We start from the raw sequence: 23,984 nt of genomic DNA, 5'->3' as shown, positions 1-23,984 counted from the left end.
GGTCCCGCGATCACAGGCCGCGGTCGCGCGTCTCGCGACCACGGTGGGGGCGGCGGCGCCGGTCAGGACGGTGCCAGGACCGCGCGGGCGATCCCGGCCAGGGCGGACGCGACCTCCTCGCGCGGCACGCCGTTGCGTCGCTGCAGGTCGTAGACCTCCGGCCCCAACGGGGCCAGGAGCGTGTCGGCGAGCACGTCCGGCCCGGGCACCCCGGCCGCCACGACCAGGGACCGCACGTGCGCGCGCCAGAAACCGTAGGCTCCGGTGGCGAAGCGCGAGGCGCCGGTCTCCGCGCCGAGCACCAGATGCCCGTGTCGCTCCAGCAGCTCCGTCATCGCGTCGTAGAACGCGGCCAGCCGCTCGGCCGGCGGTGCGCCCGGCCCGAGCGGAGGGTCGCCGCGCAGCAGCTTTTCCTGCAGCCCGCGCTCGTGCTCGTCGAGCAGGGCCAGCGCGATCGACGCCGGGTCGGGGTAGCGGCGGTAGAGCGTGCCCCGCCCCACCCCGGCGGCCCGGGCGATCTCCTCCATGGTCACCGGGCGGCGCTCGGCGAACAGTCGCTCGGCGGCGGCGAGCACCTTCTCCCGGTTGCGTGCGGCGTCGGCCCGCTCGCGTGGTCGCGTGGAGGCGTCGGTCAGCAGGTCAGTGCGCTCGCGCGGTCGCGCGGCGGTGTCGTTCGGCGGATCGGTCCGTGGCGTCACGCCTCCGATTCTAGCCAAGTGGACACCATGTCCGGTTGTGCTACAGTCCTCTCAACCGGACGGAATGTCCGTTTGAGAGGAATCCGTGATGCCCCGACTGCTGCACCTGGACGCCAGCGCCCGCCGCGCGTCCTTCTCCCGAGCGCTGAGCGCCGCCTTCGCCGAGGAGTGGCGGGCCGCGGGTGGTGAGGTCACCTACCGCGACCTGGCCGCCGACCCCGTGCCTCCGATCGGCCAGGCGTGGACCGAGCTGTGCGACCACGTCCTGCGCCACGCCATCACCGACATCGGCCGCTACGGCGAGGCGGTCCGCACCCCCGAGCAGGCCGCCGCCTGGGCCGTCCTGCGGCCGCTGCTGGAGGAGGTGGTCGCCGCCGACGTCGTGCTGATCGGCACCCCGATGTACAACTTCTCGATCCCCGCCGCGCTCAAGGCGTGGATCGACCAGATCACCTTCCCCCGCATGTCCCTGGCCGGGCGGCGCTTCGTCGTGGCCTCCGCGCGCGGCGGCGCCTACGGGCCCGGCGCGCCGCGTGAGCCGTACGACCACCAGGAGCGCTACCTGCGCGACTTCTTCGCCGGGCACTTCGGCATCGACGACGCGGTGTTCGTCAGCACCGAACTGACCAACTCGCTGGTCGATCCGGCGCTGGACCACCTGCGCGGTGAGCACACCGCCTCCCGCGACGCGGCCGAGGTCGCCATACGTCACCTGGCCCGCGAACTGACCCGCGAGGGAAGGCACCGGGTTTCAGCCCCCGAGCCGCGACACGAAGTGTCGCAATGAGCCCGCGAGGGGGCGCCGGTGTCTGGACCGAGGGCGGAGCGAGTGAACGACAAGGGAAGACACCGGGTTTCAGCCCCCGAGCCGCGACACGAAGTGTCGCAATGAGCCCGCGAGGGGGCGCCGGTGTCTGGACCGAGGGCGGAGCGAGTGAACGACAAGGGAAGACACCGGGTTTCAGCCCCCGAGCCGCGACGCGCAGCGTCGCCATGAGCCCGCGAGGGGGCGCCGGTGTCTGGACCGAGGAACGCAGGAGCGGAGCGACGGAGTGACGAGGGAAGACATCGGGCCTGAGCCCCCGAGCCGCGACGCGCAGCGTCGCAATGAGCACAGGCCGTCATGAACACAAGCTGGATTCTGCTGGTGGCGGCCGGGCTGGTGGAGATCGCCTGGTCGCAGAGCATCAAGCCGACCGACAACTTCACCAGGCCGCTGCCCACCCTGCTGTGCCTGGCGCTGGCCGTCGTCGCGGTCTACCTGTTGTCGCGGGCGATGGAGACGCTGCCCGTCGGCACGGCCTACGCCGTCTTCACCGGCATCGGCGCGGTCGGCGCGATCGTCCTCGGCATCGTGGTCCACCGTGACCCGGTCACGGCCGGCCGTCTGGCCGCGTTGTCCCTGATCATCGGCGGTGTCGTCCTCGCCCGCCTCACCTCCCCCGACGCCGGATGAGACCCGGTACGGCCCTCGTTCGGGTCCGCGTCCCCGGGCCCGGAGACCGGGGACGGGGGCCGGGGGCGCGGGCCTGAAGGCCGGGACCCTCCCGTCGCGCCGCGGGTCCACCCGAGGAACTCCCGCAGCGAACGAGGCCGGCGTCCCGAGATGCCGGCCACGGTCGTGGCCGCGCGGCGCGGAGGGGTGCGCGCGTTGAGATGGTCGACGACGCCGGGCTCAGGTCTCCGAGTCGTGACGCGCGGCGTCGCCATGGACACGGCCGGGCCCCTCCGTCAGCCCGGTCAGCCGGCACAGTACGGCGAAGCCGTCCTCGGTGCCGGGCCAGTGGCGGCGCACCGCGGACAGCCCGGCTCGGCGCACCACCGAGCGCAGCGTCGCGGTGACGACGATGGCGTCGTCGGCGTAGCCCAGGACCGGGATGAAGTCCGGCACCAGGTCCAGGGGGAAGGCCAGGTAGGCCAGGAGCAGGGCGAGCCTGATCCGCACGCCGCGCGGCAGTTCCGGGTCGGCGGCCAGCCGGCGCACAAGGCGCAGCACGTCCGGCAGCAGCCGCAGCGCCTCGCGCAGCAGATCGCCGCGCGGCCGTACCGTGATCAGTACGGCCACCAGCGCCACCCATGTCAGCGCCAGCGCGGCGGCGACGCCCAGTAGCAGGTCCCACTCCCACGAGCCGGTCATGCCACTCCTTCGTCGGCCGCGCCACGGCGTCTCTTCCCCGGATCCGGCACTTCTGTCCGACGCCGCTGTCCGGCGACGCGAACGTACCACCGGCGGCTGCGCAGGGCCTGTACGGGTCGCGCCGGTCCCTGGAAAAGCCTGCGATCCCGGCGGGGCATCGGCGACGATCTTCGTAGCACCGACCGCCGGCCCCCGCACGCGAAAGGCCCCCGATGGCACACCCCACCGATGGATCACGGCCCAGCTCCGCCCGTATCTACGCCCACCTGCTCGGCGGCGCGGACATCGACGGGGCGGACCGCGAAGCCGCCGACACGCTCGTCGGCGCGTTCCCCAGCGTCCGCGACGCCGGCCGCGCCAACCGCGGGTTCCTCCTGCGCGCCGTCCGGGAGATCGCCGCGACCGGCGTCACGCAGTTCCTCGACCTCGGTTCGGGGCTCCCGGTCCACCCCAACGTCCACGACGTCGCCCGCGCCCTCCACCCGGACGCCCGCGTCGTCTACGTCGACAACGACCCCACCGTGGTGTCGCACCGCCAGGCGACCGCCGACGGTGACGGCGTGGTCACCGTCGAAGGGGACCTGCGCGACCCCGAGAAGATCCTGGAACACCCCCGGGTGCGCGCCACCCTCGACTTCGACCGGCCGATCGGGCTGATCGCCGTCGCGGTCCTGCACTTCGTTCCCGGAGACGCCCAGGCCGTCATCTCCTCCCTGCGCGACGCCCTGGCCCCGGGCAGCCACCTGGTCGTCACCCACGCCTGCTCCGAGACCATGTCGGAGGAGGAGATCAAGATCGGAGAGACCATCTACCAGCGGACCAGCAGCCCCGTCAACCTCCGCACCCGCGCCGAGATCAACGCGCTGTTCGACGGGTTCGACCTCCTGCCCCCGGGTCTCGTCCCGCCCGCGGACTGGCGGCCGGTCGCCCCCGAACTCGAGCCCTACCCCGAGCGGTCGCATGAGATGCTGGCGGCCGTCGGCGCGCTGAGCCGCTGACCCCCTTCCGGCCGGGCCCGGCGGGGGTGGCCGTTCTCACCGGGTCCGCCCTCGGCGCATCCGAGGGCGGCGCCGTGAACGGCCTTCCCGGCGTGTTCCACCTCGCCCGGCGTCTCGGCGACGGCGGGTACGGACGGACCCGCGTGGGTCAGGTGTTGACCTGCAGGACCCACACCGACACGTGGTCGCCGCCCCGGGTGTAGACCAGGCGGAACGTCTCGGCGCGGAACTCGAAGGCGTCCGGGATGCCGCCGTACGGCCGGGCCCCGATGGGCTCGGGGTCGGCGGTGAGGTCGAGCAGGGTGTCGGCGATCGTGGCGCGCAGGCCGGGCGCGGCCGCGCGCAGGAGTTCCCGTACGGCGGGGGTGAGCAGGAGGCGGTGCTTCAAGAGCGCCCGCCCGGGGCGGGCAGGTCGAGGTCGGCGTACAGGTCGGCCGCGCTGTCGTAGGCCGCCATGTCCGTCTCGCCGCGGTCGTGGGCGGCGATCGCCGCGGTGACGCCGGCGATCTCCCGTTCCCGGCGCAGGCGCAGCAGTTCCTCGTACTCCTCTTCGGAGATGAGGACGGCGCGCTCGCCGGCGGAGCGGCGGATGCGGGTGGCCTCGTGGCGGTGGGCGGCGCGGGCCACCAGGACGCCGAGGTTGTTGCGCGCCTCGACGATGCCCAGTGCGTCGTTCGTCATGCCCTCCACCATACGCACATGGTGTACACCCTGCGCAGGATGCCCAGGATGTACACCCCCCGGGCGCCGACGGGCGGGCCCGGCGACGTCCGGGACGGCCCCGGCGGTCCGACCGTGTCAGGCCGTGTCAGCCTCCGGAGGCGCCCCCGTTCCGGCCGGTGAGGGCCTCCAGTTCGGCGACCGCCCGGTCGGTGGCCGTCTCGGCGGCGATCTCGGCCGCCAGCCGTCGCGCCTCGCGACGGTAGGAGGGCTCGTGGAGGACGCGGCCGACCGCTCGGGCGATCGTGCGGGGTGAGGCGTTCTTGCTCACGATGATCCCGGCGCCGGCGAGCTCGACATGCCGCGCCACCTCCGTCTGGTCGCGGCCGAGCGGCACGCAGACCAGGGGCACCCCGGCGGCCAGGGACTTGACGGCCGTCCCGTGGCCGGCGTGGGTGATCGTCACCGCGGCGTGGCGCAGCGCGACGCCGTGCGGGGCGGCCGCGGTGACCAGGACGTTGCCGGGCGCGCGGATCGTCGCCGGGTCCACGGCCGGGCCGGTGGTCAGCAGCCCGCGCACCGGCAGCGTGCCGAGGGCCTCGGCGATGCGCTGGAGTTGCGTGCGCTGGTTCATGAACGATGAGCTCAGGCCGACCAGGACCAGGGGCGCGTCGCCTTCCGGCAGTTCCGGCAGCTCCGGCTTCCCGGCCCAGGCCGGGTCGTCGAGCCGCGGGCCGACGTGCCGCAGGTGCGCGGGGAAGCGCCTGCCGGGGTGGTCCAGCGCACGCGGGGACAGCACGAGCAGCCGGTCGACGCGGTCGAACGCCTCGACCACCGAGGCCACCGGCGGCAGGCCGTGTGCGGCACGGGCGGCGTTCAGCGCCGGCAGTCCCTTCCCCCACGGTTTGACGGCCAGTCGTGCCAGCGCCCGGTCGCGCAGACGTCCCAGCGCGCCCGAGGCGGGGGCGAGGCCCAGACCGGGCGGTGGCGCCCCCGGGGTGGGGAACGGATAGAGGGTCGTCACCAGCGAGGCCACCGGGATCCCGGTGGCCTCGCCGCCGGTGAGCGCGCCGAGCAGCATGTGCTCGGCGACCAGCACGTCGGCCGGGCGGGCCCGCAGCTCGGCCATTGTGTCCCGGGCGTAGTGGGCCGCGGGGCCGCAGACGATGCGGTCTCTCAGCCGGGCGAGCGCGCCCAGCGGCGTGCGGGCCTCGAAGTCCTTGATGACGTCCTTGGCCGGATCGGCGGCGTCGCCCTGGGGCGCCGTGGTCCAGGCGATCGCTTCCACGCCGGCGGCGGCGACCTCCTCGTGCAGTGACGTGTCGGCCAGCACCCGGACGCCGTGGCCGCGTTCGTGCAGCGCGCGGGCGATCGACAGGACGGGCGGCACGGCTCCGCCACCGGACCAGGTGGCGAACAGGAAGTCCTTACGCATCGCGTCTCTTTCGGGGGTCGATGGAGGTCAGCAGGTCGCGCATGGCACGTTCGGCGTCCTCGCGCGACAGGCCGAGGTCGCGCCGCCACAGTTTCCACAGGTAGACGTCCGTGGCGGCGTAGTGCAGGTTCAGCGTGTGCTCGCGGGCCGGGCCCGGGGCCGGGAGGCGGTCGGCGAAGACCCGTTCCAGCCACGCCCGATGCTGGGCGCGCGCGTGGGCGGCCGCCCGGGCGGCCGCCGGGACACGGTCCATCTGCGCGATCCAGAGCACGCCGGCGTCGCCGCGGTGCTCGTAGTCCGCGAAGAGCGTCGCCACGATCGCCGCCACATCGCCGACCGGCGCCTGGCGGACGACCTCCGCCTGCGACGCCACCTGGTCGGCGACGGCGTCGGCCAGTCCGTCCTTGCCGCCGAAGTGGTTGACGATCGTCTGCACCGACACTCCCGCCTCGTCGGCGATGTGCTGCAGCGTGACGTCGTCGTACCAGCGCCGCGTCCACAGCGCGGCCGCCGCCTCCAGCACGCGCGCACGCGTGGCCTCCACGGCCGCGGCGCGGGCGCCCATGCGGTACGGGCGCCTGGCCCCACTTTCCATGGAGTCATGTTTATATTCAATTGAGGGAAGGGTCAACCGAAAATCGGCTCGCCCTGGACCAGGCCGGGGTCCACGGTGACGGCGGCCTGAGACCCCGGACGATCGGGCGTGCCGGCTCGCCGCCTCCGGCTCCGCCCCGTCAGCGTGCCGCCGGGCGCTGGCGGCGGGCGACGACGAAGAGCGTCCCCGCGCCGGCGAGCGCCATCAGCGCGGTCAGGGCGAGCAGCGTCGTCATCGAGGAGTCGAGCGCGGCCGGCCTTCCCCGGCCGCGGTTGGCCGGGAAGGCCAGGCTGCCCGAGACGGTGTGCGTGATGCGCCCGCTTCGCAACGTGAGCTGGAACTTCCACGGCCCGTCCGGAAGCCGGTCGCCCAGCGGGATGGTCACCCTGCCCGTCTGGTCGGGGGCCAGGGTCGTGCCGGGAGGGACCTGGTAGGGGCCCGCCCGTATTCCGCTGGGACCGTCCGACAGCGTGAGCTGCCCGGACAGGTCGATGGCCCGCTCGCCCGTATTGCGTACGGTCGCCGCGATCGACGGCCGGCCGTCGTCCAGGCGATGGGGCACCACCTCGCCGATACGGAACTGCGACGGCGGCTCGCCCTCGGGGCCGACGTCGAGATAGACACGGATCCCCACGCGGTTGACCAGCGCGATGTTCCGCCTGGCGTTCGGCCGCCCGGTGGACACCTGCGCCCAGATGACGCCGTACTGCTCGCCCTTGGTCGCCGGCTCCGGGACGCGGACGGTGGCCGTCACCTGCGAGCTGCCGTGCGGCGGCACATCGACGGCGGGACGGTTGAGCTTGATCCACGAGGTCAGCTCGTTCTGGGTGCGGCCCGGCGCGAAGGTGAACCTGCCCTGTCTGATGTCCGCGGCGGCCGCGTACAGCTTCACGTGCTGCCGCCGCGGGGAGCTGTTGGTGATCTGCAGGCGCCGGCTGAAGGTGGTTCCCGGGTTGACGTGGTCGACGATGAAGATGCGCGCGCGGGGGTCGTCCATCCGGTTCTCCGGCGCCTCCAGCAGGACGATCCCGATGGCGCCCTTCGCCTGGGGGCGCGGCGGGTCGGCGGCCGCGACCGCCGCGCCGAGCCCGCCGGACACCGCGAACGCGAGCAGCGCGGCCGGCAGGCTCACCCGCGGGAGGATGTCAGGCGACAGAGTGGTTCACCGTCCCGGTGTAGACGCCGGCGACCGCGCCGGCGGGGACGTTGATCACGACGGTCGGGTTCCAGGTGGCGGAGTTCGCGCCGGAGCCGGTCGTCTTGCTGAAGGCCGTGCGTGAGAGGTCGAGCGACTGCGCGGCCGCGGCGTTGGCCTGGCCGGGCACGAAGGTGCCGCTGCCGGTGGTGCCGGTCGCGGCCCCCGACCAGTACAGGACGGCGGTGTTGGGGATGGTCTCCGGTGCGGTGCCGCCGCCCGTGGTGAACCCGCCGGTGGCCGCGACGACCGACGCGGTCCAGGTGGCGGCCAGCGTGGCCCGCTGGTCCGACACCGTGATCGAGCCGAGCTGGCCGCTGATCTGCCCGCCCGGGGCTCCGCTGCCGATGTTGACCGGCCCGCTGGGCACGGTGATCGTCAGCCCGTCGGGGGCGGTGACGGTGAAGGTCACCGTGGTGGAACAGGTGGTCGAGGCGGGACAGGTGCCCGCCGTGGCGGGCAGCGCGGCCGTCAGGGCCGCCACCAGGCCCGTGACTCCCCAACAGACTGTGCCGAGACGGCGTGCGGACATGGCCGCTCCTTTTTCATCCCGTCCAGGCCCACGTCAGGACCTGTGTACGCGGCCCATCCTGAGCAGGGAGATCAACGAGGAGAACCGTTGGATGTGGTGTCTGCCGACTCTTCATCACCACCTGTACAGTCTTGGCGGTCATGCGGGATCACCAGACCCCGTCCATGCCGCAGGGCGGCCGATCGGACGGCCGCGCCTTCGGCGGGCGGCGCCGCCGCCCGCCCCCGCCTGCTCCGCGCCCGCCGCCGCACCTGCCCGCGGCCCCGGAGCAGGACTTCCAACCCGGTCATTGCCAGGGGATTACCTGTCCCGGGCGGCGAAGGGGAAGGAGGCCGTACCTCGATGATCTAGGCTGTCGATCGGTCCTCCCGCCGACGGCGAACCGGTGCCTGGGCACGTCGCCAAGACATCTGTGAGGAGTCGGCATGAGCAAGGCCCGTACCGGCGTCTTTTCCGCGAGAGCTCCGCTGGTGCCGCCGTGCCTGGCCGGGATGCTGCTCGTCCTGGCCGCACCGGCCGCCGCCGGCCCCGTCCCGGGCTCGCCGGCCGTCCGCATCGCCACGGTCGCCCTGCGCGCCGATACCCTGACGATCACCGTGCCCGGATCGGTGGACCTGGGCAGCGGCCCGGCCGGCGGCTCGATCAGCGCGTCCATGGGCACGGTGACCGTGGCCGACAACCGGGGGGGAACCCCGTCGTGGACGGCGACCGCGGCGGCCACGAACTTCACCACCGGGTCCGGGACGCCCGCGCAGACGATCACGAAAGGCAACGTCGCCTACTGGTCCGGCCCGGTCACCACCTTCTCCGGCAGCGCCGCCCGGAGCGCCGGGCAGCCGACGGCCGACCAGCAGGTCGCCCTGTCCTCGCCGGTGACCGCGTTCACCTCGCGCAAGCTGGTGGGGATCCCCACCTCCACGAGCTGGGCGCCGACGCTCGTCGTCACCGTCCCCTCCACCGCCGCCCCCGGCGTCTACACCGGGGTCGTCACCCACTCCGTCGCCTGAGCGGTCCCGCCGGGAGATCGGGTCCGCGATAAGTTGGGGCTTTCCTGACCGGCCACGGACCGTGCGCGATCGAAGGCGGCCGGGGACCCTGCCAGATTGGGTTCGCCGGGCCGGACACGGGCCGACGACGGCGCCCGGAGCGCCGCCCGGGACGAGGTCGCGCCGACGGCGTGGCACCCATCATTCCCCGGTTCCACAGCGCCACAGCGCCACGGCGCTCGACGTCCCGGCGCTCCGCCGCGGGGTGTCGCGGGGTGTCACGGACCGCTGGGCGTGACCCGGCGGCCGGCCCGCGCCCGTGCCGAACGTCTGCTGAAAGGGATGTCATGCGTCATCGCACTCGACGCCTCGGGTATCCGCTGGTCGCCCTGGCCTTGGCCATGACGGCGATCGCGCCCGCGTCCGCGGCGGTCTCCGCCCCGCCGGGGCCGTCTCCGCTGCGGCCCTGGGTGAAGCTCTGCCTCACGCTCAAGCGGATGCCGGAGCATCGCGGGATCCGCTGCCACTACCCGCCCGCGCCGCGGCCCGCTCCCCGGCGCATGGCCGAGGCGCTGCGCGCTCCGGCGATCGACGAACTGCAGATCCCCACGAGGCCGTCGACGCCGGTGGGGCTCACCACCGGGCCGGACGACGCGATCTGGTTCACCGAGAACTACGCCAACAAGATCGGCCGCGTGACCACCGGCGGCGCGTTCACCGAGTACTCCCTCCCCACCTTCGACGCCGAACCGGCCCACATCACCACCGGTTCCGACGGCGCCCTGTGGTTCACCGAGTCCAACAGCGACAAGATCGGGCGGATCACCACCTCGGGGACCATCACCGAATACAGCCTGTCCACCCCCGGCGCCTTCGTCTGGGCCATCACCGCCGGCCCCGACGGCGCCCTGTGGTTCACCGAGTCCAACGGCAACAAGATCGGGCGGATCACCACCTCGGGGACCATCACCGAATACAGCCTGCCGGCCGCCGATTCGTATCCGATGCGCATCACCACGGGACCGGACGGCGCCATCTGGTTCACCGAGGCCCTCGCCGGGAAGATCGGGCGCATCACCACCTCGGGGACCATCACCGAGTACACGATCCCGTCCACCGGGGCGATGCCCATCGGTATCACCACCGGGCCCGACGGCAACCTGTGGTACACCGACGGGAACGGGAAGGTCAGCAACGTCACCACCTCGGGCGTCTTCACCGAGTACCCGGTGAGTGATCCCAACAGTTTCCCGTGGGGCATCACCGCCGGCCCGGACGGCAACCTGTGGTTCGTCGAGCAGGTCGGCGGCAACGTCGCCAGCGTCACCACGGCGGGGACGATCAATGAATACCCGCTGCCCACGAACCTGGCCGGGCCGTTCGACATCGTCCTGGGGCCGGACGACAACCTCTGGGCCACCGAGGACTACGTCGACCAGCTCGCCGTCATCACTCCCTGACCCCGTGCCGGACCGGCCGGCCCGGCGGCCCTCCCCCGGTGGGAAGGCCGCCGGGCCGGCCGTGCCGCGGGCCCTCTCGTCCGCGCCCCCGTTGAAGTGCCGCCGGAGGCCGTCGGGCTCCCTGCGCCGCCGTCACCCGGTTGACGCGCCGCCGGAGGCCGTCCGGTTCCCCGTGCCGCCGCTACCCGGCCCCGTGCTCGCCGCCGACGGCCGAAAGGGCCGCCATCTCCTCGCCGGAGAGGCGCAGCGCGCCGGCGGCCACGTTGGCGGCCAGGTGAGCGGGGTCGCCGGTTCCCGGGATGGCCAGCACGTGCGGTCCCTGATGGAGGGTCCACGCCAGCCGGACCTGCGCGGGCGTCGCGCCGTGCGCGCGCGCCACGGCGAGCACCGTCTCGTCGTCGGTCCCGCGCGCGCCCGCCTCGCGCCCGGCGCCGGCGATCGCGAAGAACGGCACGAACGCGACGCCCTGGGCGCCGCAGGCCCGCAGGAACTCCCGTTCGGCGGCCGGCGCGCCGAGACCGTAGGAGTTCTGCACGCACACCACCGGCGCGATGGCCTGGGCCTCGGCCAGCTGGCCGGGCGTGACGTTGGAGACGCCCAGGTGGCGGATGAGCCCGGCGTCGCGCAGGCCGGCCAGCGCGCCGAAGTGCTCGGCGATCGAGCCCGACCCGTGGCTCGGCGGGACGCGGAGGTTCACCACGTCCAGGTGGTCGCGGCCGAGCTGGCGCAGGTTCTCCTCGACCTGGCCGCGAAGCTGCTCCGGAGCGGCCCACCACCACTCCCCCGACGGGTTCCGGCCCGGCCAGACCTTGGTGGTGATGACCAGGTCGTCCGGGTACGGGGCCAGCGCCCGGTTGATCAGTTCGTTGGCCGAGCGCAGCGAGGAGAAGTAGAACGCGGCGGTGTCGATGTGGTTCACCCCCAGCTCGACCGCGCGCCGCAGTACGGTGATCGACCGTTCCCGGTCGCTGGGCACGCCCAGGTCGAAGGCGGCGCTGCCGGTGAGGCGCATCGCGCCGAGCCCGACGCGGTTGACCGTCAGGTCGCCGAGCTTCCAGGTGCCCGCGGCCGCCGCGGTGGTGGGCACATACAGATCTGACATGGATCTCCTTGGTGAGAACGGTGAACGGCGGGAGCCGGATGCCCGGCCCGCCGCCCGGGAAGCGGCTCAGGCGCGAGGGGCCCGGCCGTACCGGGAACGGCTGCCCCGGGCATGAAAAAGAGCCTCCTCGGTGGACGGGGTCCGTACCGGGGAGGCTCAGGTGTCAGTGGAGATCATATCGCGGACCCGGGCCCGCCCCCTCCCGGCGGCGGCCGGCGCGGTGGCGGTGACCGGGCCCCGGCCGCCGGGCGAGGTCAGTCCGGCAGGTAGTCGAAGGTGTCCGGATTCGGTCCGACCCGCCCCCGCTCACCCTTGTCGAGCGAGCTGATCGCGTCGACCTCCTGCGGGGTGAGGGAGAAGTCGAACAGGGCGAAGTTCTCCGTCATCCGCTCGCGCCGCGTCGTCTTGGGGAAGATGACGTCGCCGCGCTGGATGTGCCAGCGCAGGATGACCTGCGAGGTGGTCCTGCCGTGGGCGGCGGCGATCTCGGTGATCTTCTCGTCCTCCAGGACGGCGCCGCCCTGCCCGAGCGGGCTCCACGCCTCGACGGCGACGCCGTGGCGGTGGGAGGCCTCGCGCGCGGTGCCGTTGGCGAAGTAGGGGTGCGCCTCGATCTGGTTCACCGCGGGCACCACCCCGGTCTCGGCGATGATCCGGTCGAGGTGGTCAGGCTGGAAGTTCGACACGCCCGCGGTACGCAGCCGGCCGTCGGCGACCAGGTCGGTGATGGCCTTCCAGGTCGAGACGTAGTCACCGTCGTACAGGGTCGGCAGCGGCCAGTGCATCAGGAACAGGTCCAGCCGCTCCAGGCCGAGCCTGGCCATCGTCTCGTCGAAGGAACGCCGCACGTCGTCGGGACGGTGCTTGTCGTTGGCGAGCTTGCTGGTGACGTACAGCTCCTCGCGGGGGATGCCGGAGGCCGCGATGGCCCGGCCGACGCCCTCTTCGTTGCCGTACATCTGGGCGGTGTCGACATGCCGGTAGCCGACCTGCAGGGCCTGGCCGACGATGTCGGCGGTCTGCTCGGGCGGGATGAGATAGGTGCCGAAACCCAGCTGCGGGATCTGTGTCTTGTCGTTGAGGGTGATCATGGGAACCATGCCTTCAACGTACCCACGAAACCCCAGGTAAACGGGGGTGCCGGTGTTGCCGCCACCCACGGAGGCCGGAGACCGTGTCGCGGGCCGAGGGCCGCAGCCCCTCCCCGGCCGGCGTCCACCGCGTGCCGGGTGAGGACGGCCAGAGCTGACGGCCGGGGCCGACGGCAGGTCCGGGAGGCCTTCCGACGAAGGACGGCCTGCCGCCGGCGCGGTCCTCACAGGAACAGGGAACCGCGGTGACCGGGCGTGGGCCTGGAGGCGGCTCACCAGTTCAGTTCGTCGCAGCCTCGGTGGTCGGCCGGTTCCACCTGCAGCGTGGCGTGGGCCACGCCATGACGAAGGCGCAGCAGGTCGCGGGCCTGGTCGAGGACGGCGTGGTGGTCTTTCTGGTCGGCGGTGACCAGGTGGGCGGTGGCCACGTTCATGCCGGAGGTGAGGGTCCACAGGTGCAGGTCGTGCACGTCGCGTACGCCGTCGATGGCGGCCAGGTCGGCGGCGACGGCGGAGGCGTCGATGCCCTCTGGCACGTGCTGGCCGAGCACGGCGAAGACCTGACGGCCGAGCGAGATCGCCCGTACGGCGACGAACGCGCCGATGGCCAGGGCGATGACGGTGTCCCAGTACGCCTGCCCGGTCGCGGCCACCAGCCAACCGGCGGCGATGACGCCGACCGAGCCGGCCGTGTCGGCCACGACCTCCAGGTAGGCGCCCTTGACGTTGAGGCTTTCGCTGGCGCCGGAACGCAGCAGGAGCAGCGCGACCAGGTTGACGGCCAGGCCGAGAGCGCCGACGATCAGCATCGGCCCGGTGGAGACCTCGGCGTTCTGGCCGATGCGGCCGATCGCCTCGGTCACGACGTAGACCGCGACGCCCAGCATCAGCACGACGGCCAGCAGAGAGGCGAAGATCTCGGCCCGGTAGGAGCCGTAACTGCGGCGGCCGGTGGTGTCGGGGCGGGTGGCGATCCTGGTGGCGACCAGCGCCGCGCCGAGGGTGACCACGTCGGCGGCCATGTGCCCGGCGTCCGACAGCAGTGCCAGCGAGCCCGACAGCAGGCCGAAGACCAGTTCGACCACGAAGAAGCCGCCGATCAGGACGAAGGAGACCGCCAGCCGCCACCGGTGCCGGCCGCCCGCGTGCCCCTGTCCGTGCCCGTGTCCGTGTCCGGTGCCCATCAGGCGGTTCCGTCGCGCTCGGGGTGGAGGAGCTCGGTGTGCTCGATGTGGGCCAGCGCCACATCGAGCAGCATCCGCACGTGCGGGTCGGCCAGCCGGTAGTAGGCCATCCGGCCGGCGCGGCGCGCGGTGACGATGCGGTGCGCGCGCAGCAGCCGCAGCGCGTGGGAGGCGGCCGACTCGCTCTGGCCGGTCACCGCGGCCAGGTCGCACACGCACAGCTCACCGTCCAGCAGCGCGACCAGCAGCCGCAGCCGGTTCGGGTCCGACAGCAGACCGAAGACGTCGGCGGCGTCGGCCAGGTCCTCGGCCGCGGGCATGCGCTCGCGTACGGCGACGACCCGGTCGGCGTCGACCACTTTGACGGTGCAGCCGTCCACCGCCACGACACCATTATCTGAATACTTATTCATATGAGCAATATAGGGGAAGATCGGGAATATCTGTCAAGATCGACGCTCCGGGGCTCGACGCCCGCTTCACCGTCCCCTTGCCATGACATTCCCGAATCGGGCTATCATCGCCATATGGCGATTGATGATGATGCCGGCCGCTGCGTCAGCGCCGACATCGCCGCCGGCATCTCTCCGGCGGCGGCCCTGTTCCACTCCCTGGCCGATGAGAACCGGCTGCGCATCGTGGCCCGGCTCGCGCGCGGCGAGGCCCGGGTGGTCGACCTGGTCGGCGAGCTCGGCCTGGCGCAGTCCACGGTCTCCAAGCACCTGGCCTGCCTGCGCGACTGCGACCTGGTCGACTACCGCGCCGAAGGCCGCCAGTCCTTCTACTCCCTGACCCGCCCCGAGCTGATGGATCTGCTCGCCTCGGCCGAGCATCTGCTGGCCGCCACCGGCCACGCCGTGGTGCTCTCCCCCATTCACGGCACCCGGCACGGCACCGCTCACGGCGCAGCCGACGCGCGCGGCGCGCTGCGGGCCGAACTCGACCACGACCTGGAACACCTCGACCAGCGGGCAGGCGAGATCGAAGGGAAGACGGTGTCGTGACCACGCGCAACCTGCCCGCCCCGGACCGGCGCACCTTGCTGCGGCGCCGCATCCGGCTGCTGGTCGCGGCCACCATCACCTACAACGTGATCGAGGCGGCGGTGGCCATCACCGCCGGCACCGTCGCCTCGTCGGCCGCCCTGATCGGCTTCGGCCTGGACTCCATCGTGGAGGTCGCCTCCGCCGCCGCCGTGGCCTGGCAGTTCTCCGCCACCGACCACGAGAAGCGGGAGAAGACCGCGCTGCGGATCATCGCGATGTCGTTCTTCGCGCTGGCCGCCTACGTCACCTTCGACGCCGTGCGCGCCCTGCTGGGCGTCGGCGAGGCCGAGCACTCCACCCCCGGGCTGATCCTGGCCGCCCTCAGCCTGGTGATCATGCCGTTCCTGTCGTACGCCCAGCGCCGCGCCGGCCGCGAGCTCGGCTCCGCCTCCGCGGTCGCCGACTCCAAGCAGACCCTGCTGTGCACCTACCTGTCGGCGGTGCTGCTCGTCGGGCTGGCGCTCAACAGCCTGTTCGGCTGGTCCTGGGCCGACCCGATCGCCGCCCTGGTCATCGCCGCCGTCGCGGTCAAGGAAGGCCGCGAAGCCTGGCGCGGGGACGCCTGCTGCGCCGTCCCCACCTCCCTCTCCGCCGACGACACCGCGTCCGTCCCCGCGTCCGCCACCGTGTCCGGGGCGGACGGCTGCGCGGACGGCTGCTGCTCACCCATCCAGAAGAACACGCAGGAGGACCAGCGATGATCGGCCGTCCGATGTCCGAGCGGGTGCGGGGCGCCTACCGCGCCGAGATGCGCGCCGCCCGCACCGCCACCGAGCCCGGGGCGCGCTGGCGGCACCTGGAGCGCGCGCACATCATCTCCCAGCCGTGGCCCTGGCCCCACACCCGCAACCACATCGCCATGTTCGCCCTCGCGATCGCCCAGCGCGACCGGCGTGAGGCGTTCGGCCAGGTCGTCCGGATCATCGTCGCCGCGCCCGGCAGCGCCCTGGGCCGCTACCCCGAGGGCAACACCGGCCGCGCCACCGTGAGCCTCACCCAGCCGATGCCCCTGCCCGACGATCTGGCCGCGCTGCTGCAAACCGCCTGAACCGGCTCCCCGGCGGCGGTGTCCGCCCGCTCCCGGCGACGCCGCCATGAAAGGGACGCGACCCTGCGGCCACACCGGTTCCGCCTCGCTTTCCCCCTGTCCGACCTCGGTCCTGCGGTCCCGTCACGCCGCGTAGCCCAGCATGCGTCGCGGCGTGATCCGGATCACCACGCGCACGTTCTCCGGAGGAAGCCGGAGGTACTCCTCTCCGCCGCCGACGCCCTCGTACTTCTCCGCCAGCTCCACCGCCAGTCGCCTTCCCTCGTCCTCGGTGACCGTCGCGAGCCCGCGGACCTCGATGTACCTCTCGGGATCCGAAAGGTCGAACACGCTGAGGCTGGCGCGCGGATCCCGCTCCAGATTCAGGACCTTGCGCCTTCCGGCCTGGGAGGAGATCACCACGTCGTCACCGTCGGTGCCGACCCAGACGACCGAGGTCTGAGGGCTGCCGTCAGGGTTGAGGGTGGCGAGGATGCCGATGTTGGGGGCGTCGAGGATCTGCCGGGCGGAGTCGCTGAGGGTAACGCTCATGATCGGCAGCCTACGCCCCGGAATGTTCCGACGGCCTGGTATCCGCGTACCTGACGCGCCTTGCTCGGCGAGCAGATCGCCGAGCAGCGCCGGAACTCCCATGGCCGAGGTCAGGGACGAAGCGGGTGTCGGTCCCGCGTTCCGGCCGGGCCCTTCCGGCTCCGGAGAAACCGCCGCGCCGAAGCGGTCCGCCCGGCCGCCCGGGCTCAGCGGGGCCTTACGCCAGAACCGGTTGAGGTCTTCGGGAGTGGAGACCAGGCCGCCGCTGGGACCGAACTCGTGGGTGGGCAGCCGGTCGGCCGGGATGGCGCAAGAGAAGGGAGAGCGCTATGCTCAATCCCTCTCTCAAAAAGCTCAGAGTTCCTCGTTAGGAGTTTATCAGAGAGATGGAGATCCGTCAACACGAATCCGCGCTCACCGCCGCGCTGCGCGCCGAGCAGGCCCACGTCACCCGGACCTACGAGCGGCTCGACGCCGTCCGGCGGCACACCCGCGCCGCGCTGGAGAAGGCATACGGGCGCGAGACCGGCGGCCTGCACCAGGCCCGCTACGAGCGGGAGGTCACCGCGGGCGAGTACGCCCGCCGCCTGGCCCGCCTGGAGGCCGTCGAGCACGGCCTGTGCTTCGGCCGGATCGACGACGCCGACGGTGACACCCGCTACATCGGCCGCGCCGGACTGCGCGACGCCGACGGCGAGATCGTCCTGACCGACTGGCGGGCCCCGGCCGCCCGCCCCTTCTACACCGCCACCCCCGGCGACCCCGGCACGCTCGTGCGCCGCCGGCACCTGCACACCCGCGACCGCGTCGTGGTCGGCCTCGACGACGAGGTGTTCGACCTGGAACGCCTGGCCGAGGGCGAGCGCCGCGCGCTCGTCGGCGAGGCGGCGCTGCTGGCGGCCCTGCGGCGCGGCCGTACCGGGCGGATGGGCGAGGTGGTGGCCACCATCCAGCGCGAGCAGGACCGGGTGATCCGCTCCGGACTGGCGGGCGCGCTGGTGGTGCAGGGCGGGCCCGGCACCGGCAAGACCGTCGCCGCCCTGCACCGGGCGGCCTTCCTGCTCTACACCCACCGCGACGTGCTGGAACGCCGCGGCGTCCTCATCGTGGGCCCCAACGCCACCTTCTCCCGCTACATCGGCCGGGTGCTGCCGTCGCTGGGCGAGACCGACGTGGTGCTGTCGTCGGTCGGGCAGCTGTACCCGGGCGTGCACGCCGTCGCCGCCGACTCCCCTGTCGCCGCCGCCCTCAAGGGCGACCTGGACATGGTGCGGGTGCTCGCCGCGGCGCTGCGCGACCGCCGGCGCGTCCCCGACGGCGACCTGGAGGTGGACGTCCCGGTGCGCACCTCGCTGCGCGACGGCGTGGAGGTGGTCGTGCGGTGGATGACGTTGCGGGCCGGCCACGACGACTGCGTGCGCGCCCGCGACCGGGCCGCCCACGCCCGCCTGCCGCACAACGCCGCCCGCAAGCTGTTCGTGATGGACATGCTCAGGGCGCTGACCCTGGACGAGGCCCGGCGACTGGACGCCCCGGACACGGAGGAGGACCTGCGCCACGCCCGCCGGGCGCTGTGGGCCCATGAGCAGGTCCGCCGGGCGCTGGACGCGCTGTGGCCGCCGCTGACCCCCGAGGAGCTGGTCGCCGGCCTGCTGTCCGACCCGGCCGCGCTGGAGTCGGCCGCGCCCGGCCTGACCCCGGCCGAGCGCGCCGCGCTGCTGCGGCCGTACGGCGCGCCGTGGACGACGGGCGACGTCCCGCTGCTGGACGAGGCGGCCGAGCTGCTGGGCGAGGACATCGGCGACGCCGAGGCCGCCGGGACGTTCTCCCGCGCCGAGCGTGAGCGGGCCGAACGCGAGGCCGACGAGCGGTACGCGCTGGGCGTGCTGGAGTACACCGGCCTGTTCGAGGACGACATGATGGAGGCCGCCGCGCTGGCTGACCGCCACCGCGCGCCGGCCCCGGAGACCACCACCGCCGAGCGGGCCGCCGCCGACCGCCGCTGGGCCTACGGCCACGTCATCGTGGACGAGGCGCAGGAACTGTCGGCCATGGCCTGGCGCACCGTGATGCGCCGCGTCCCGGCCCGCTCGCTGACCATCGTGGGCGACCTCGCCCAGACCGGCTCGCCGGCCGGGGCCCGCTCGTGGGGCGAGATGCTCGACCCCTACCTCGAAGGCCGCCTGCGCACCGAGCACCTGCTGGTCAACTACCGCACCCCGGCGGAGATCATGGAGGTGGCCGCCGACGTCCTCGCGGCGGTCGCCCCCGGCTCGCAGCCGCCGGAGTCGGTGCGCGACGGCGGCGCTCCCCCGCGCGCCGTACGCCTCGACCCCGGCCTCCCCGGAGGCCGGGCCGCCCTGACCGACCTGGTGCGCGACGAGCTCGCCGCGATCGGTGAGGGCCGCCTGGCCGTCATCGTCCCCGACGCCCGCCACGAGGCGCTCACCGCGCTCTTCCCCCGCGACGGCGACGTCCTGGACTCCCCCGTCGCGGTCCTGACCGTCACCGCCGCCAAGGGGCTGGAGTTCGACGCCGTGGTGGTCGTCGAGCCCGGCGAGATCCTCACCCAGTCCCCGCTGGGCGGCAACGACCTGTACGTGGCGATCACCCGGGCGACCCGGCGTCTGACCGTCACCTGCCGCGGCGAAGCGCCGCCGATGCTGTCGCGTCTGCGCCTTTGACGCCGGGTTCCGGCGGCGGGACATCCGCGTTCCCCGGGGGTGGCCGGCCCCGTCCTCTTCTGGACGGGGGCGCCGTCAGGGAACCCGCCGGTGAGGGCGGGGGCGGCCTGTGCCCCCGTGATCAGCCGTTGTGCGGGCTCACCACGTCCAGGACCCAGACGACGCCGAAGCGGTCCTTGAGCATCCCGTACAGCGGAGCCCACTGCGCGGGCCCCAGCGGCTGTATGACGGCCGACCCGACGGACAGCCTCTGCCAATACTCGGTGATCTCCTCCGCGGTCTCACCACGCACGGAGAGGAAGAACGAGTTCTCGCCCCGGTCCCACGGCAGCCGCGAGGGCACGTCGTACGCCATGACGTGGAAGCCGTTCCCGGCGGTCACCTGGCCCCACATCACCTGGTCAGCCTCGGCGGGCTCCCGCACGTCTCCCGAGTCCTTGTACGTGACGACGGCGAGGTCGCCGCCGAACACGGACCGGTAGAACTCCAGCGCCGCACGGGCGTCGCCCCGGAAGTTCAGATGCGCCACGGACTTGACGGACATGTTCGACTCCTGATCTCTGTTCGTTGTCTCCGGGCACCACGAGGCATGCCCGGCCCGCACCACCGGCCGCCGAACCTGCGCGGCCGGGAACGACGGTCGCAGGGGAAGCGGCCGGGTCGTGTCCTCTTCTTCCGGCGGGACGGATGACATGCCGAAAACCTCGGCGCGGCCGCGCCACCGCCTCGACGCCCTCCGGGTCACCGCCGCCGAGCGGCCGGAGCCCCGGCCCGGCCGTCCCGGCGGCTCGGATGGGCGCGCATGGCCTAGCCTGGGACCTCTCAATCAGGCCATGGAAAGGAGCAGATGGTGGCACCGGTTCTGGAGGGTACGGCCCGCGCCCTGCTGCGCAGGATCGCGCAGGAGCAGGCCGGCTCGCGGCTGCCGTCGCTGGCGGCGGTCGTGGTGCGCGACGGGCGCCCGGTCTGGTTCGGCTCCCGCGGCCGGGTGGACGGCGCCGCGCCCACCGAGGCCACCCAGTACCGCATCGGCTCCATCACCAAGAGCATGGTCGCCGTCGTCGTCATGCGGCTGCGCGACGAGGGCCGGATCGCCCTGCTCGACCCGATCGGCAAGCACGTCCCCGGCACCTCGGTGGGCGAGGTGAGCATCGCCCAGCTGCTGTCGCACACCGCCGGGCTGACCGCCGAGCCGCCCGGCCAGTGGTGGGAGCGCACTCCCGGCATGCCGGTGGAGGAGCTGCTGGCCCTGCTCGGCCCGGAGACCGCCCGGCACCGCCCCGGCCGCCTCTTCCACTACTCCAACCTCGGCTTCGCCCTGCTGGGCGAGATGGTCGCCCGGCACCGGGGGACGGACTGGGCGCGGGCCGTACGGGACGAGGTCCTGGAGCCGCTGGGCATGCGCGACACCACGCCCCGGCCCCGCGCCCCGCACGCGACCGGCTACGCCGTCCACCCGTGGGCCGACGTGCTGCTGCCCGAGCCCGAGCACGACGCGGGGGCCCTGGCCCCGGCCGGGCAGATGTGGTCCACCCCCGCCGACCTCGCCCGGTGGGCGGCGTTCCTGGCCGGTGACACCGGTGATGTGCTGAGCGCCGACACCCTGGCCGAGATGCGCGAGCCGGCGACCGTCGACGACGGCGAAGCCTGGACCAGCGGCTTCGGCCTGGGCCTGCAGCTGGCCCGCGTGGGAGGCCGCCGCCTGGCCGGTCACGGCGGCTCCATGCCGGGTTTCCTGGCCTCGGTGTGGGCCGATCCCGGCGACGCGACCGGCGTGCTGTTCCTGACCAACGCCACCTCCGGGGCCAGCCGGGCCCTGACGACGGACCTGCTGGCCATCCTCGACGAGCACGAGCCGCGCCTGCCCGCCGAGTGGGAGCCGGCCGCCGTCGATCCCGCCCTGCTGGAGCTGACCGGTCCGTGGTACTGGGGGCCGGCCGCCTACGCGCTGCGCCTGCTGGGCGGCCGGGACCTGTCGCTGTCACCGATCGGCGGCACCGGCCGGGCCTCGCGGTTCACCGCCCGCGCCGACGGCACCTGGATCGGCCTGGACGGCTACTACACCGGGGAGACGCTGCGGCTGGTGCGCCGCGCGGACGGCTCGGTCAGCCACCTCGATCTCAACACCTTCGTCTTCACCCGCACCCCCTACGACCCGGCGGCCGAGGTGCCGGGCGGGGTGGACGAGGGCGGCTGGCGCGCCTGAGACGGGGCGCGGGACACGGCGCGGACCGGGCCGTACGGCAGGGCTTCCGGCGCGGAGCCCTGCCCGGGTCTCCCCTCGCCGGGGCACCCGGGCCGGGGAGGCGCGGCCGGGCCACCGCGCCCGCCGCCCGTCGTCGCCCTCCGGGGAAACCGCCGGAGGGACGGAACCTCGTGTGCCAGCATTGTGCGGGTGACCGAGCCATCGCCGCGGCGCGGCGTCGCACTCCTGGACGTGCACCGTCTTCGTCTGGTCGAGATCCCCGCGCCCCCGGTGCCGCCCGGGGAGCGGGCGGCCATGGACCGCGCGTGGGACGAGGCGGTCCGGGCCAACCCGAGCTTCTTCGACGGGCCGGTGGCCGCCTCGGCGGGACTGGAGTGGGAGGGACCGCGCAGCGCGGTCCTGACCTGGGCGAGGATCACCTATCGGCGCTACGCCCTGCGCATGGTCCCGGGCGCCACCGCGCGGCTGCCGCCCCTCTTCGTCAGCATCGCGCAGCCGACGGACGACGGGCGGCTGCTGGTGGGACGGATGTCGTCGTCGACCGCCGCTCCCGGCCGCTGGCAGCCGCCGGGCGGGTCGGCCGAGCCGCCCGAGGATTCCGGGTCCCTCGACACGGCCGCGCTCGCCCGGCACGCCGCCCGGGAACTGGCCGAGGAGACGGGCCTGGACACGGCGCCGGACGAGATGACCCTGCGGTCCATCGTCCACGGCGAGGAGGGCGACGTCGGCGTCCTGTTCCTCGCGCCGCCCCGGCCGGAGCCGCTGCTGCGTGAGCGGTTCGCGGCCCTGGTGGCGTCGGAGACGGCGCTGGGCCGGGAGCCGGAACTGGACCGGATCGCCCTGGTCCGCTCCCCTGCCGAGCTGGCCCGGCTCGGTGGGACGCAGGTGGACTACCTGGAGCCGATCGTCCGCCGATACGCGGGATCGGCGCCCCGGAGCGACGTCGGCCCCGCCTAGTGCCGTGACCGGAAACCCTTGCCGGGTCGGCGCCGCCTTCGAAGCCCGGTGTCCGACCGGGCAGACCCGGTGAACCTTTCCGGTCACGGCACCAGACGGCGTCGTGTCCGTCCGGGCGGACGCGACCGGCGGGCATCGCGGCCCGGCCGGCGGTTCCCGGGCGGTCGCCGATTCTCCGGCGGCGGCCCGGGACCGCGACGCGGGTGGCATCCTGGGGCGACGTCGATCACGAGGAGAGAAACGATGACCACCCACTCCCCCGCCCCCCGGTCCGCCACCCGGCACACCCCGCTCGACGCGGACGAGATGGCCCGGAGCGAGCTGGCCTTCTCCCCCCTCGTCACCGAGCACCTCCTGGCGAGCGGGCGGTTCCGGGTGACCGCCGAGACCCCGGACATGGTGGAGCTGTTCCAGCGTGTGGCCCGCAGGGTGGGCGACACGCTGGGAAGGCCCGTGGTCAGCTACGCCAACGGCAGGGACATCGTGATCGCCTTCCCCTCAATTTGACCGGCGCGTTCGATTGGTGGTTCCTGTCCTGACCGGCCGTGGCCGGGTGCGCCCGGGAACCGGGCCCTCCCACGGGCGGCCGGCCGGTCGGAAGACCGGCGGATTTGAGAGTCCGACAGGAAGAAAGACCGTCATGCGCGCTACCGTTCTGCACGCTCCGGGGGACGTGCGGGTGGAGAACATCGAGGACCTGAGGACCATCGAGCCGACCGATGCGATCATCCGGCTGACGGCGACCTGCGTGTGCGGCTCGGACCTGTGGCCCTACCGCGGCGTCGAGGCCGTCGACGAGCCCATGCCGATGGGGCACGAGTACGTCGGCGTGGTCGAGCCGTCAAAGCCCTCCTGCGTCTCTAGCCCGGCCGCGGCCTTGTCAGACCTGGGTGGCGAGTGACCGGAGTTCCGCGATCACGTCCGCGCCGGCGGGCGCGTGCTCCGGGTCGAGCAGCCACTGCATCATCAGGCCGGTCAGCAGGGCGAGCGGCACTGAGCCGCCGAGTCCCTCCCGTCCCTCGCGCTGCCCTCTGGCGAGGTGTTCGCGCACCTCCGGTGACCGCTCGGCCTGCACCGCGGCCTCAAGCTGCGCCACCCACAACGCGCGGTGGGTGGTGAAGCTGTCGATCAGCGCCTGCCAGCGTTGCTCCGGCTCGTCCGAGGGGGTGCGGCGGGCGAGTTCGTCGCCGAGCTCGTCGACCGCCTCCACCAGGGCCTGGGTGAGCAGGGCGTCTTTGGAGCCGAAGTGGTAGCCGATGGCGGCATGGCTCACTCCGGCGGCCGAGGCGATGTCCCGGACGGTCGTTCGAGCCCAGCCGCGTTCGATCAGGCACCGCTTGGCCCCGGCCAGCAGATCCTCTCGGTTTCCCATGCCGTGCAGCATAGCCGATGACTTGACCATCCGGTCTATCCATATGGTTTGACCATTTGGGCAAATC

Annotated in this window: 28 protein-coding genes; 13 read left to right on the top strand and 15 right to left on the bottom strand. The window is 73.4% G+C overall.

What is annotated here, in order from left to right; translation table 11 throughout:
* Positions 1-62: 62 nt before the first annotated feature.
* Positions 63-698 carry a TetR/AcrR family transcriptional regulator gene (locus tag HDA43_RS19050; protein WP_179823610.1) on the bottom strand — a complete coding sequence of 212 codons (636 nt, stop codon included), beginning with the start codon at positions 696-698 and terminating at the stop codon, positions 63-65.
* Positions 699-786: 88 nt separating this feature from the next.
* On the opposite strand from HDA43_RS19050, the gene HDA43_RS19045 reads away from it, so the two are divergent.
* Together HDA43_RS19045 and HDA43_RS19040 are read left to right on the top strand one after the other, a co-directional pair.
* Positions 787-1,485 (top strand): FMN-dependent NADH-azoreductase, encoded by a 699-nt coding sequence (locus HDA43_RS19045; RefSeq protein WP_179823607.1) that lies wholly within the window; start codon positions 787-789, stop codon positions 1,483-1,485.
* Between the two features lie 336 nt (positions 1,486-1,821).
* Positions 1,822-2,154 (top strand): DMT family transporter, encoded by a 333-nt coding sequence (locus HDA43_RS19040; protein ID WP_179823605.1) that lies wholly within the window; start codon positions 1,822-1,824, stop codon positions 2,152-2,154.
* A gap of 219 nt (positions 2,155-2,373) precedes the next feature.
* Here the strand turns inward: HDA43_RS19040 and HDA43_RS19035 are convergent, their stop codons facing one another.
* Positions 2,374-2,835, bottom strand: a complete 462-nt coding sequence (locus HDA43_RS19035) for a YkvA family protein (protein ID WP_179823603.1) — start codon at positions 2,833-2,835, stop codon at positions 2,374-2,376.
* Positions 2,836-3,047: 212 nt separating this feature from the next.
* On the opposite strand from HDA43_RS19035, the gene HDA43_RS19030 reads away from it, so the two are divergent.
* Positions 3,048-3,833, top strand: a complete 786-nt coding sequence (locus HDA43_RS19030) for an SAM-dependent methyltransferase (RefSeq protein WP_179823601.1) — start codon at positions 3,048-3,050, stop codon at positions 3,831-3,833.
* 148 nt (positions 3,834-3,981) lie between these two features.
* Here HDA43_RS19030 and HDA43_RS19025 read toward each other — a convergent pair whose 3' ends face one another.
* The 6 genes from HDA43_RS19025 to HDA43_RS19000 all read right to left on the bottom strand — a co-directional run bounded on the left by HDA43_RS19025 (position 3,982) and on the right by HDA43_RS19000 (position 8,250).
* Entirely contained in the window at positions 3,982-4,221 is a 240-nt protein-coding gene (locus HDA43_RS19025) for a type II toxin-antitoxin system RelE family toxin (RefSeq protein ID WP_179823599.1), read from the bottom strand.
* Positions 4,218-4,514 carry a type II toxin-antitoxin system prevent-host-death family antitoxin gene (locus HDA43_RS19020; RefSeq protein WP_179823597.1) on the bottom strand — a complete coding sequence of 99 codons (297 nt, stop codon included), beginning with the start codon at positions 4,512-4,514 and terminating at the stop codon, positions 4,218-4,220. Before HDA43_RS19020 ends, HDA43_RS19025 begins: the two co-directional genes overlap by 4 nt.
* 127 nt (positions 4,515-4,641) lie before the next feature.
* A complete protein-coding gene (locus tag HDA43_RS19015; RefSeq protein ID WP_179823596.1) occupies positions 4,642-5,928 on the bottom strand; it encodes a glycosyltransferase in 1,287 nt (428 codons plus the stop codon).
* Positions 5,921-6,523, bottom strand: a complete 603-nt coding sequence (locus tag HDA43_RS19010; RefSeq protein WP_179823594.1) for a TetR/AcrR family transcriptional regulator — start codon at positions 6,521-6,523, stop codon at positions 5,921-5,923. Before HDA43_RS19010 ends, HDA43_RS19015 begins: the two co-directional genes overlap by 8 nt.
* A 139-nt stretch (positions 6,524-6,662) precedes the next feature.
* Positions 6,663-7,655 (bottom strand): lamin tail domain-containing protein, encoded by a 993-nt coding sequence (locus HDA43_RS19005; protein WP_179823591.1) that lies wholly within the window; start codon positions 7,653-7,655, stop codon positions 6,663-6,665.
* Positions 7,656-7,668: 13 nt separating this feature from the next.
* Positions 7,669-8,250: a hypothetical protein gene (locus HDA43_RS19000; protein ID WP_179823590.1), complete on the bottom strand. Its 582-nt coding sequence runs from the start codon at positions 8,248-8,250 to the stop codon at positions 7,669-7,671.
* A 425-nt stretch (positions 8,251-8,675) separates the two neighbouring features.
* On the opposite strand from HDA43_RS19000, the gene HDA43_RS18995 reads away from it, so the two are divergent.
* Positions 8,676-9,257 (top strand): hypothetical protein, encoded by a 582-nt coding sequence (locus HDA43_RS18995; protein ID WP_179823588.1) that lies wholly within the window; start codon positions 8,676-8,678, stop codon positions 9,255-9,257.
* 326 nt (positions 9,258-9,583) lie between these two features.
* Complete coding sequence (locus HDA43_RS18990; RefSeq protein ID WP_179823586.1) at positions 9,584-10,696, top strand: Vgb family protein; 1,113 nt, start codon at positions 9,584-9,586, stop codon at positions 10,694-10,696.
* 181 nt (positions 10,697-10,877) lie between these two features.
* On the opposite strand, the gene HDA43_RS18985 is transcribed toward HDA43_RS18990, so the two are convergent.
* From HDA43_RS18985 to HDA43_RS18970, 4 genes are all read right to left on the bottom strand, one after another.
* The gene (locus tag HDA43_RS18985) at positions 10,878-11,798 is read right to left on the bottom strand and encodes an aldo/keto reductase (protein ID WP_179823584.1); all 921 of its coding nucleotides are present in this window, start codon (positions 11,796-11,798) and stop codon (positions 10,878-10,880) included.
* A gap of 254 nt (positions 11,799-12,052) precedes the next feature.
* The gene (locus HDA43_RS18980) at positions 12,053-12,898 is read right to left on the bottom strand and encodes an aldo/keto reductase (protein WP_179823582.1); all 846 of its coding nucleotides are present in this window, start codon (positions 12,896-12,898) and stop codon (positions 12,053-12,055) included.
* 263 nt (positions 12,899-13,161) lie between these two features.
* Positions 13,162-14,073 carry a cation diffusion facilitator family transporter gene (locus HDA43_RS18975; protein ID WP_179823580.1) on the bottom strand — a complete coding sequence of 304 codons (912 nt, stop codon included), beginning with the start codon at positions 14,071-14,073 and terminating at the stop codon, positions 13,162-13,164.
* Positions 14,073-14,486 carry an ArsR/SmtB family transcription factor gene (locus HDA43_RS18970; protein WP_179823577.1) on the bottom strand — a complete coding sequence of 138 codons (414 nt, stop codon included), beginning with the start codon at positions 14,484-14,486 and terminating at the stop codon, positions 14,073-14,075. Before HDA43_RS18970 ends, HDA43_RS18975 begins: the two co-directional genes overlap by 1 nt.
* Positions 14,487-14,600: 114 nt before the next feature.
* Here HDA43_RS18970 and HDA43_RS18965 point away from each other — a divergent pair, with 114 nt between their 5' ends.
* From HDA43_RS18965 to HDA43_RS18955, 3 genes are read left to right on the top strand one after another with little or no spacing between them, the layout of a single operon-like run.
* Complete coding sequence (locus HDA43_RS18965; protein WP_246424455.1) at positions 14,601-15,077, top strand: ArsR/SmtB family transcription factor; 477 nt, start codon at positions 14,601-14,603, stop codon at positions 15,075-15,077.
* The gene (locus HDA43_RS18960) at positions 15,074-15,820 is read left to right on the top strand and encodes a cation efflux transmembrane domain-containing protein (protein ID WP_179823575.1); all 747 of its coding nucleotides are present in this window, start codon (positions 15,074-15,076) and stop codon (positions 15,818-15,820) included. Before HDA43_RS18965 ends, HDA43_RS18960 begins: the two co-directional genes overlap by 4 nt.
* Complete coding sequence (locus tag HDA43_RS18955) at positions 15,817-16,167, top strand: DUF3703 domain-containing protein (protein WP_179823573.1); 351 nt, start codon at positions 15,817-15,819, stop codon at positions 16,165-16,167. The genes HDA43_RS18960 and HDA43_RS18955 overlap by 4 nt, the downstream gene beginning before the upstream one ends.
* 123 nt (positions 16,168-16,290) lie before the next feature.
* On the opposite strand, the gene HDA43_RS18950 is transcribed toward HDA43_RS18955, so the two are convergent.
* Entirely contained in the window at positions 16,291-16,698 is a 408-nt protein-coding gene (locus HDA43_RS18950) for a PPOX class F420-dependent oxidoreductase (RefSeq protein ID WP_179823571.1), read from the bottom strand.
* A 386-nt stretch (positions 16,699-17,084) separates the two neighbouring features.
* Here HDA43_RS18950 and HDA43_RS18945 point away from each other — a divergent pair, with 386 nt between their 5' ends.
* Positions 17,085-19,382, top strand: coding sequence for a HelD family protein (locus HDA43_RS18945; protein WP_179823569.1), 2,298 nt, complete (start codon positions 17,085-17,087; stop codon positions 19,380-19,382).
* A gap of 121 nt (positions 19,383-19,503) precedes the next feature.
* Here the strand turns inward: HDA43_RS18945 and HDA43_RS18940 are convergent, their stop codons facing one another.
* Positions 19,504-19,926 (bottom strand): VOC family protein, encoded by a 423-nt coding sequence (locus HDA43_RS18940; protein WP_179823567.1) that lies wholly within the window; start codon positions 19,924-19,926, stop codon positions 19,504-19,506.
* A gap of 303 nt (positions 19,927-20,229) precedes the next feature.
* On the opposite strand from HDA43_RS18940, the gene HDA43_RS18935 reads away from it, so the two are divergent.
* The 4 genes from HDA43_RS18935 to HDA43_RS18920 all read left to right on the top strand — a co-directional run bounded on the left by HDA43_RS18935 (position 20,230) and on the right by HDA43_RS18920 (position 23,446).
* Positions 20,230-21,588, top strand: a complete 1,359-nt coding sequence (locus HDA43_RS18935; RefSeq protein WP_179823565.1) for a serine hydrolase domain-containing protein — start codon at positions 20,230-20,232, stop codon at positions 21,586-21,588.
* 189 nt (positions 21,589-21,777) lie between these two features.
* Positions 21,778-22,545: an NUDIX domain-containing protein gene (locus tag HDA43_RS35175; protein WP_179823563.1), complete on the top strand. Its 768-nt coding sequence runs from the start codon at positions 21,778-21,780 to the stop codon at positions 22,543-22,545.
* Positions 22,546-22,788: 243 nt separating this feature from the next.
* On the top strand, positions 22,789-23,052 hold the full coding sequence (locus tag HDA43_RS18925; protein ID WP_179823561.1) for a hypothetical protein: 264 nt from the start codon (positions 22,789-22,791) through the stop codon (positions 23,050-23,052).
* Between the two features lie 133 nt (positions 23,053-23,185).
* Complete coding sequence (locus HDA43_RS18920) at positions 23,186-23,446, top strand: alcohol dehydrogenase catalytic domain-containing protein (RefSeq protein WP_179823559.1); 261 nt, start codon at positions 23,186-23,188, stop codon at positions 23,444-23,446.
* On the opposite strand, the gene HDA43_RS18915 is transcribed toward HDA43_RS18920, so the two are convergent.
* Positions 23,426-23,917, bottom strand: a complete 492-nt coding sequence (locus tag HDA43_RS18915; protein WP_179823557.1) for a TetR/AcrR family transcriptional regulator — start codon at positions 23,915-23,917, stop codon at positions 23,426-23,428. The genes HDA43_RS18920 and HDA43_RS18915 overlap by 21 nt on opposite strands.
* Positions 23,918-23,984: the final 67 nt, after the last annotated feature.

Origin of the sequence: Streptosporangium sandarakinum, assembly GCF_013409935.1 — a bacterium.
Lineage (GTDB): Bacteria > Actinomycetota > Actinomycetes > Streptosporangiales > Streptosporangiaceae > Streptosporangium > Streptosporangium nondiastaticum.
This window is presented reverse-complemented; position numbering and strand designations above follow the sequence as displayed.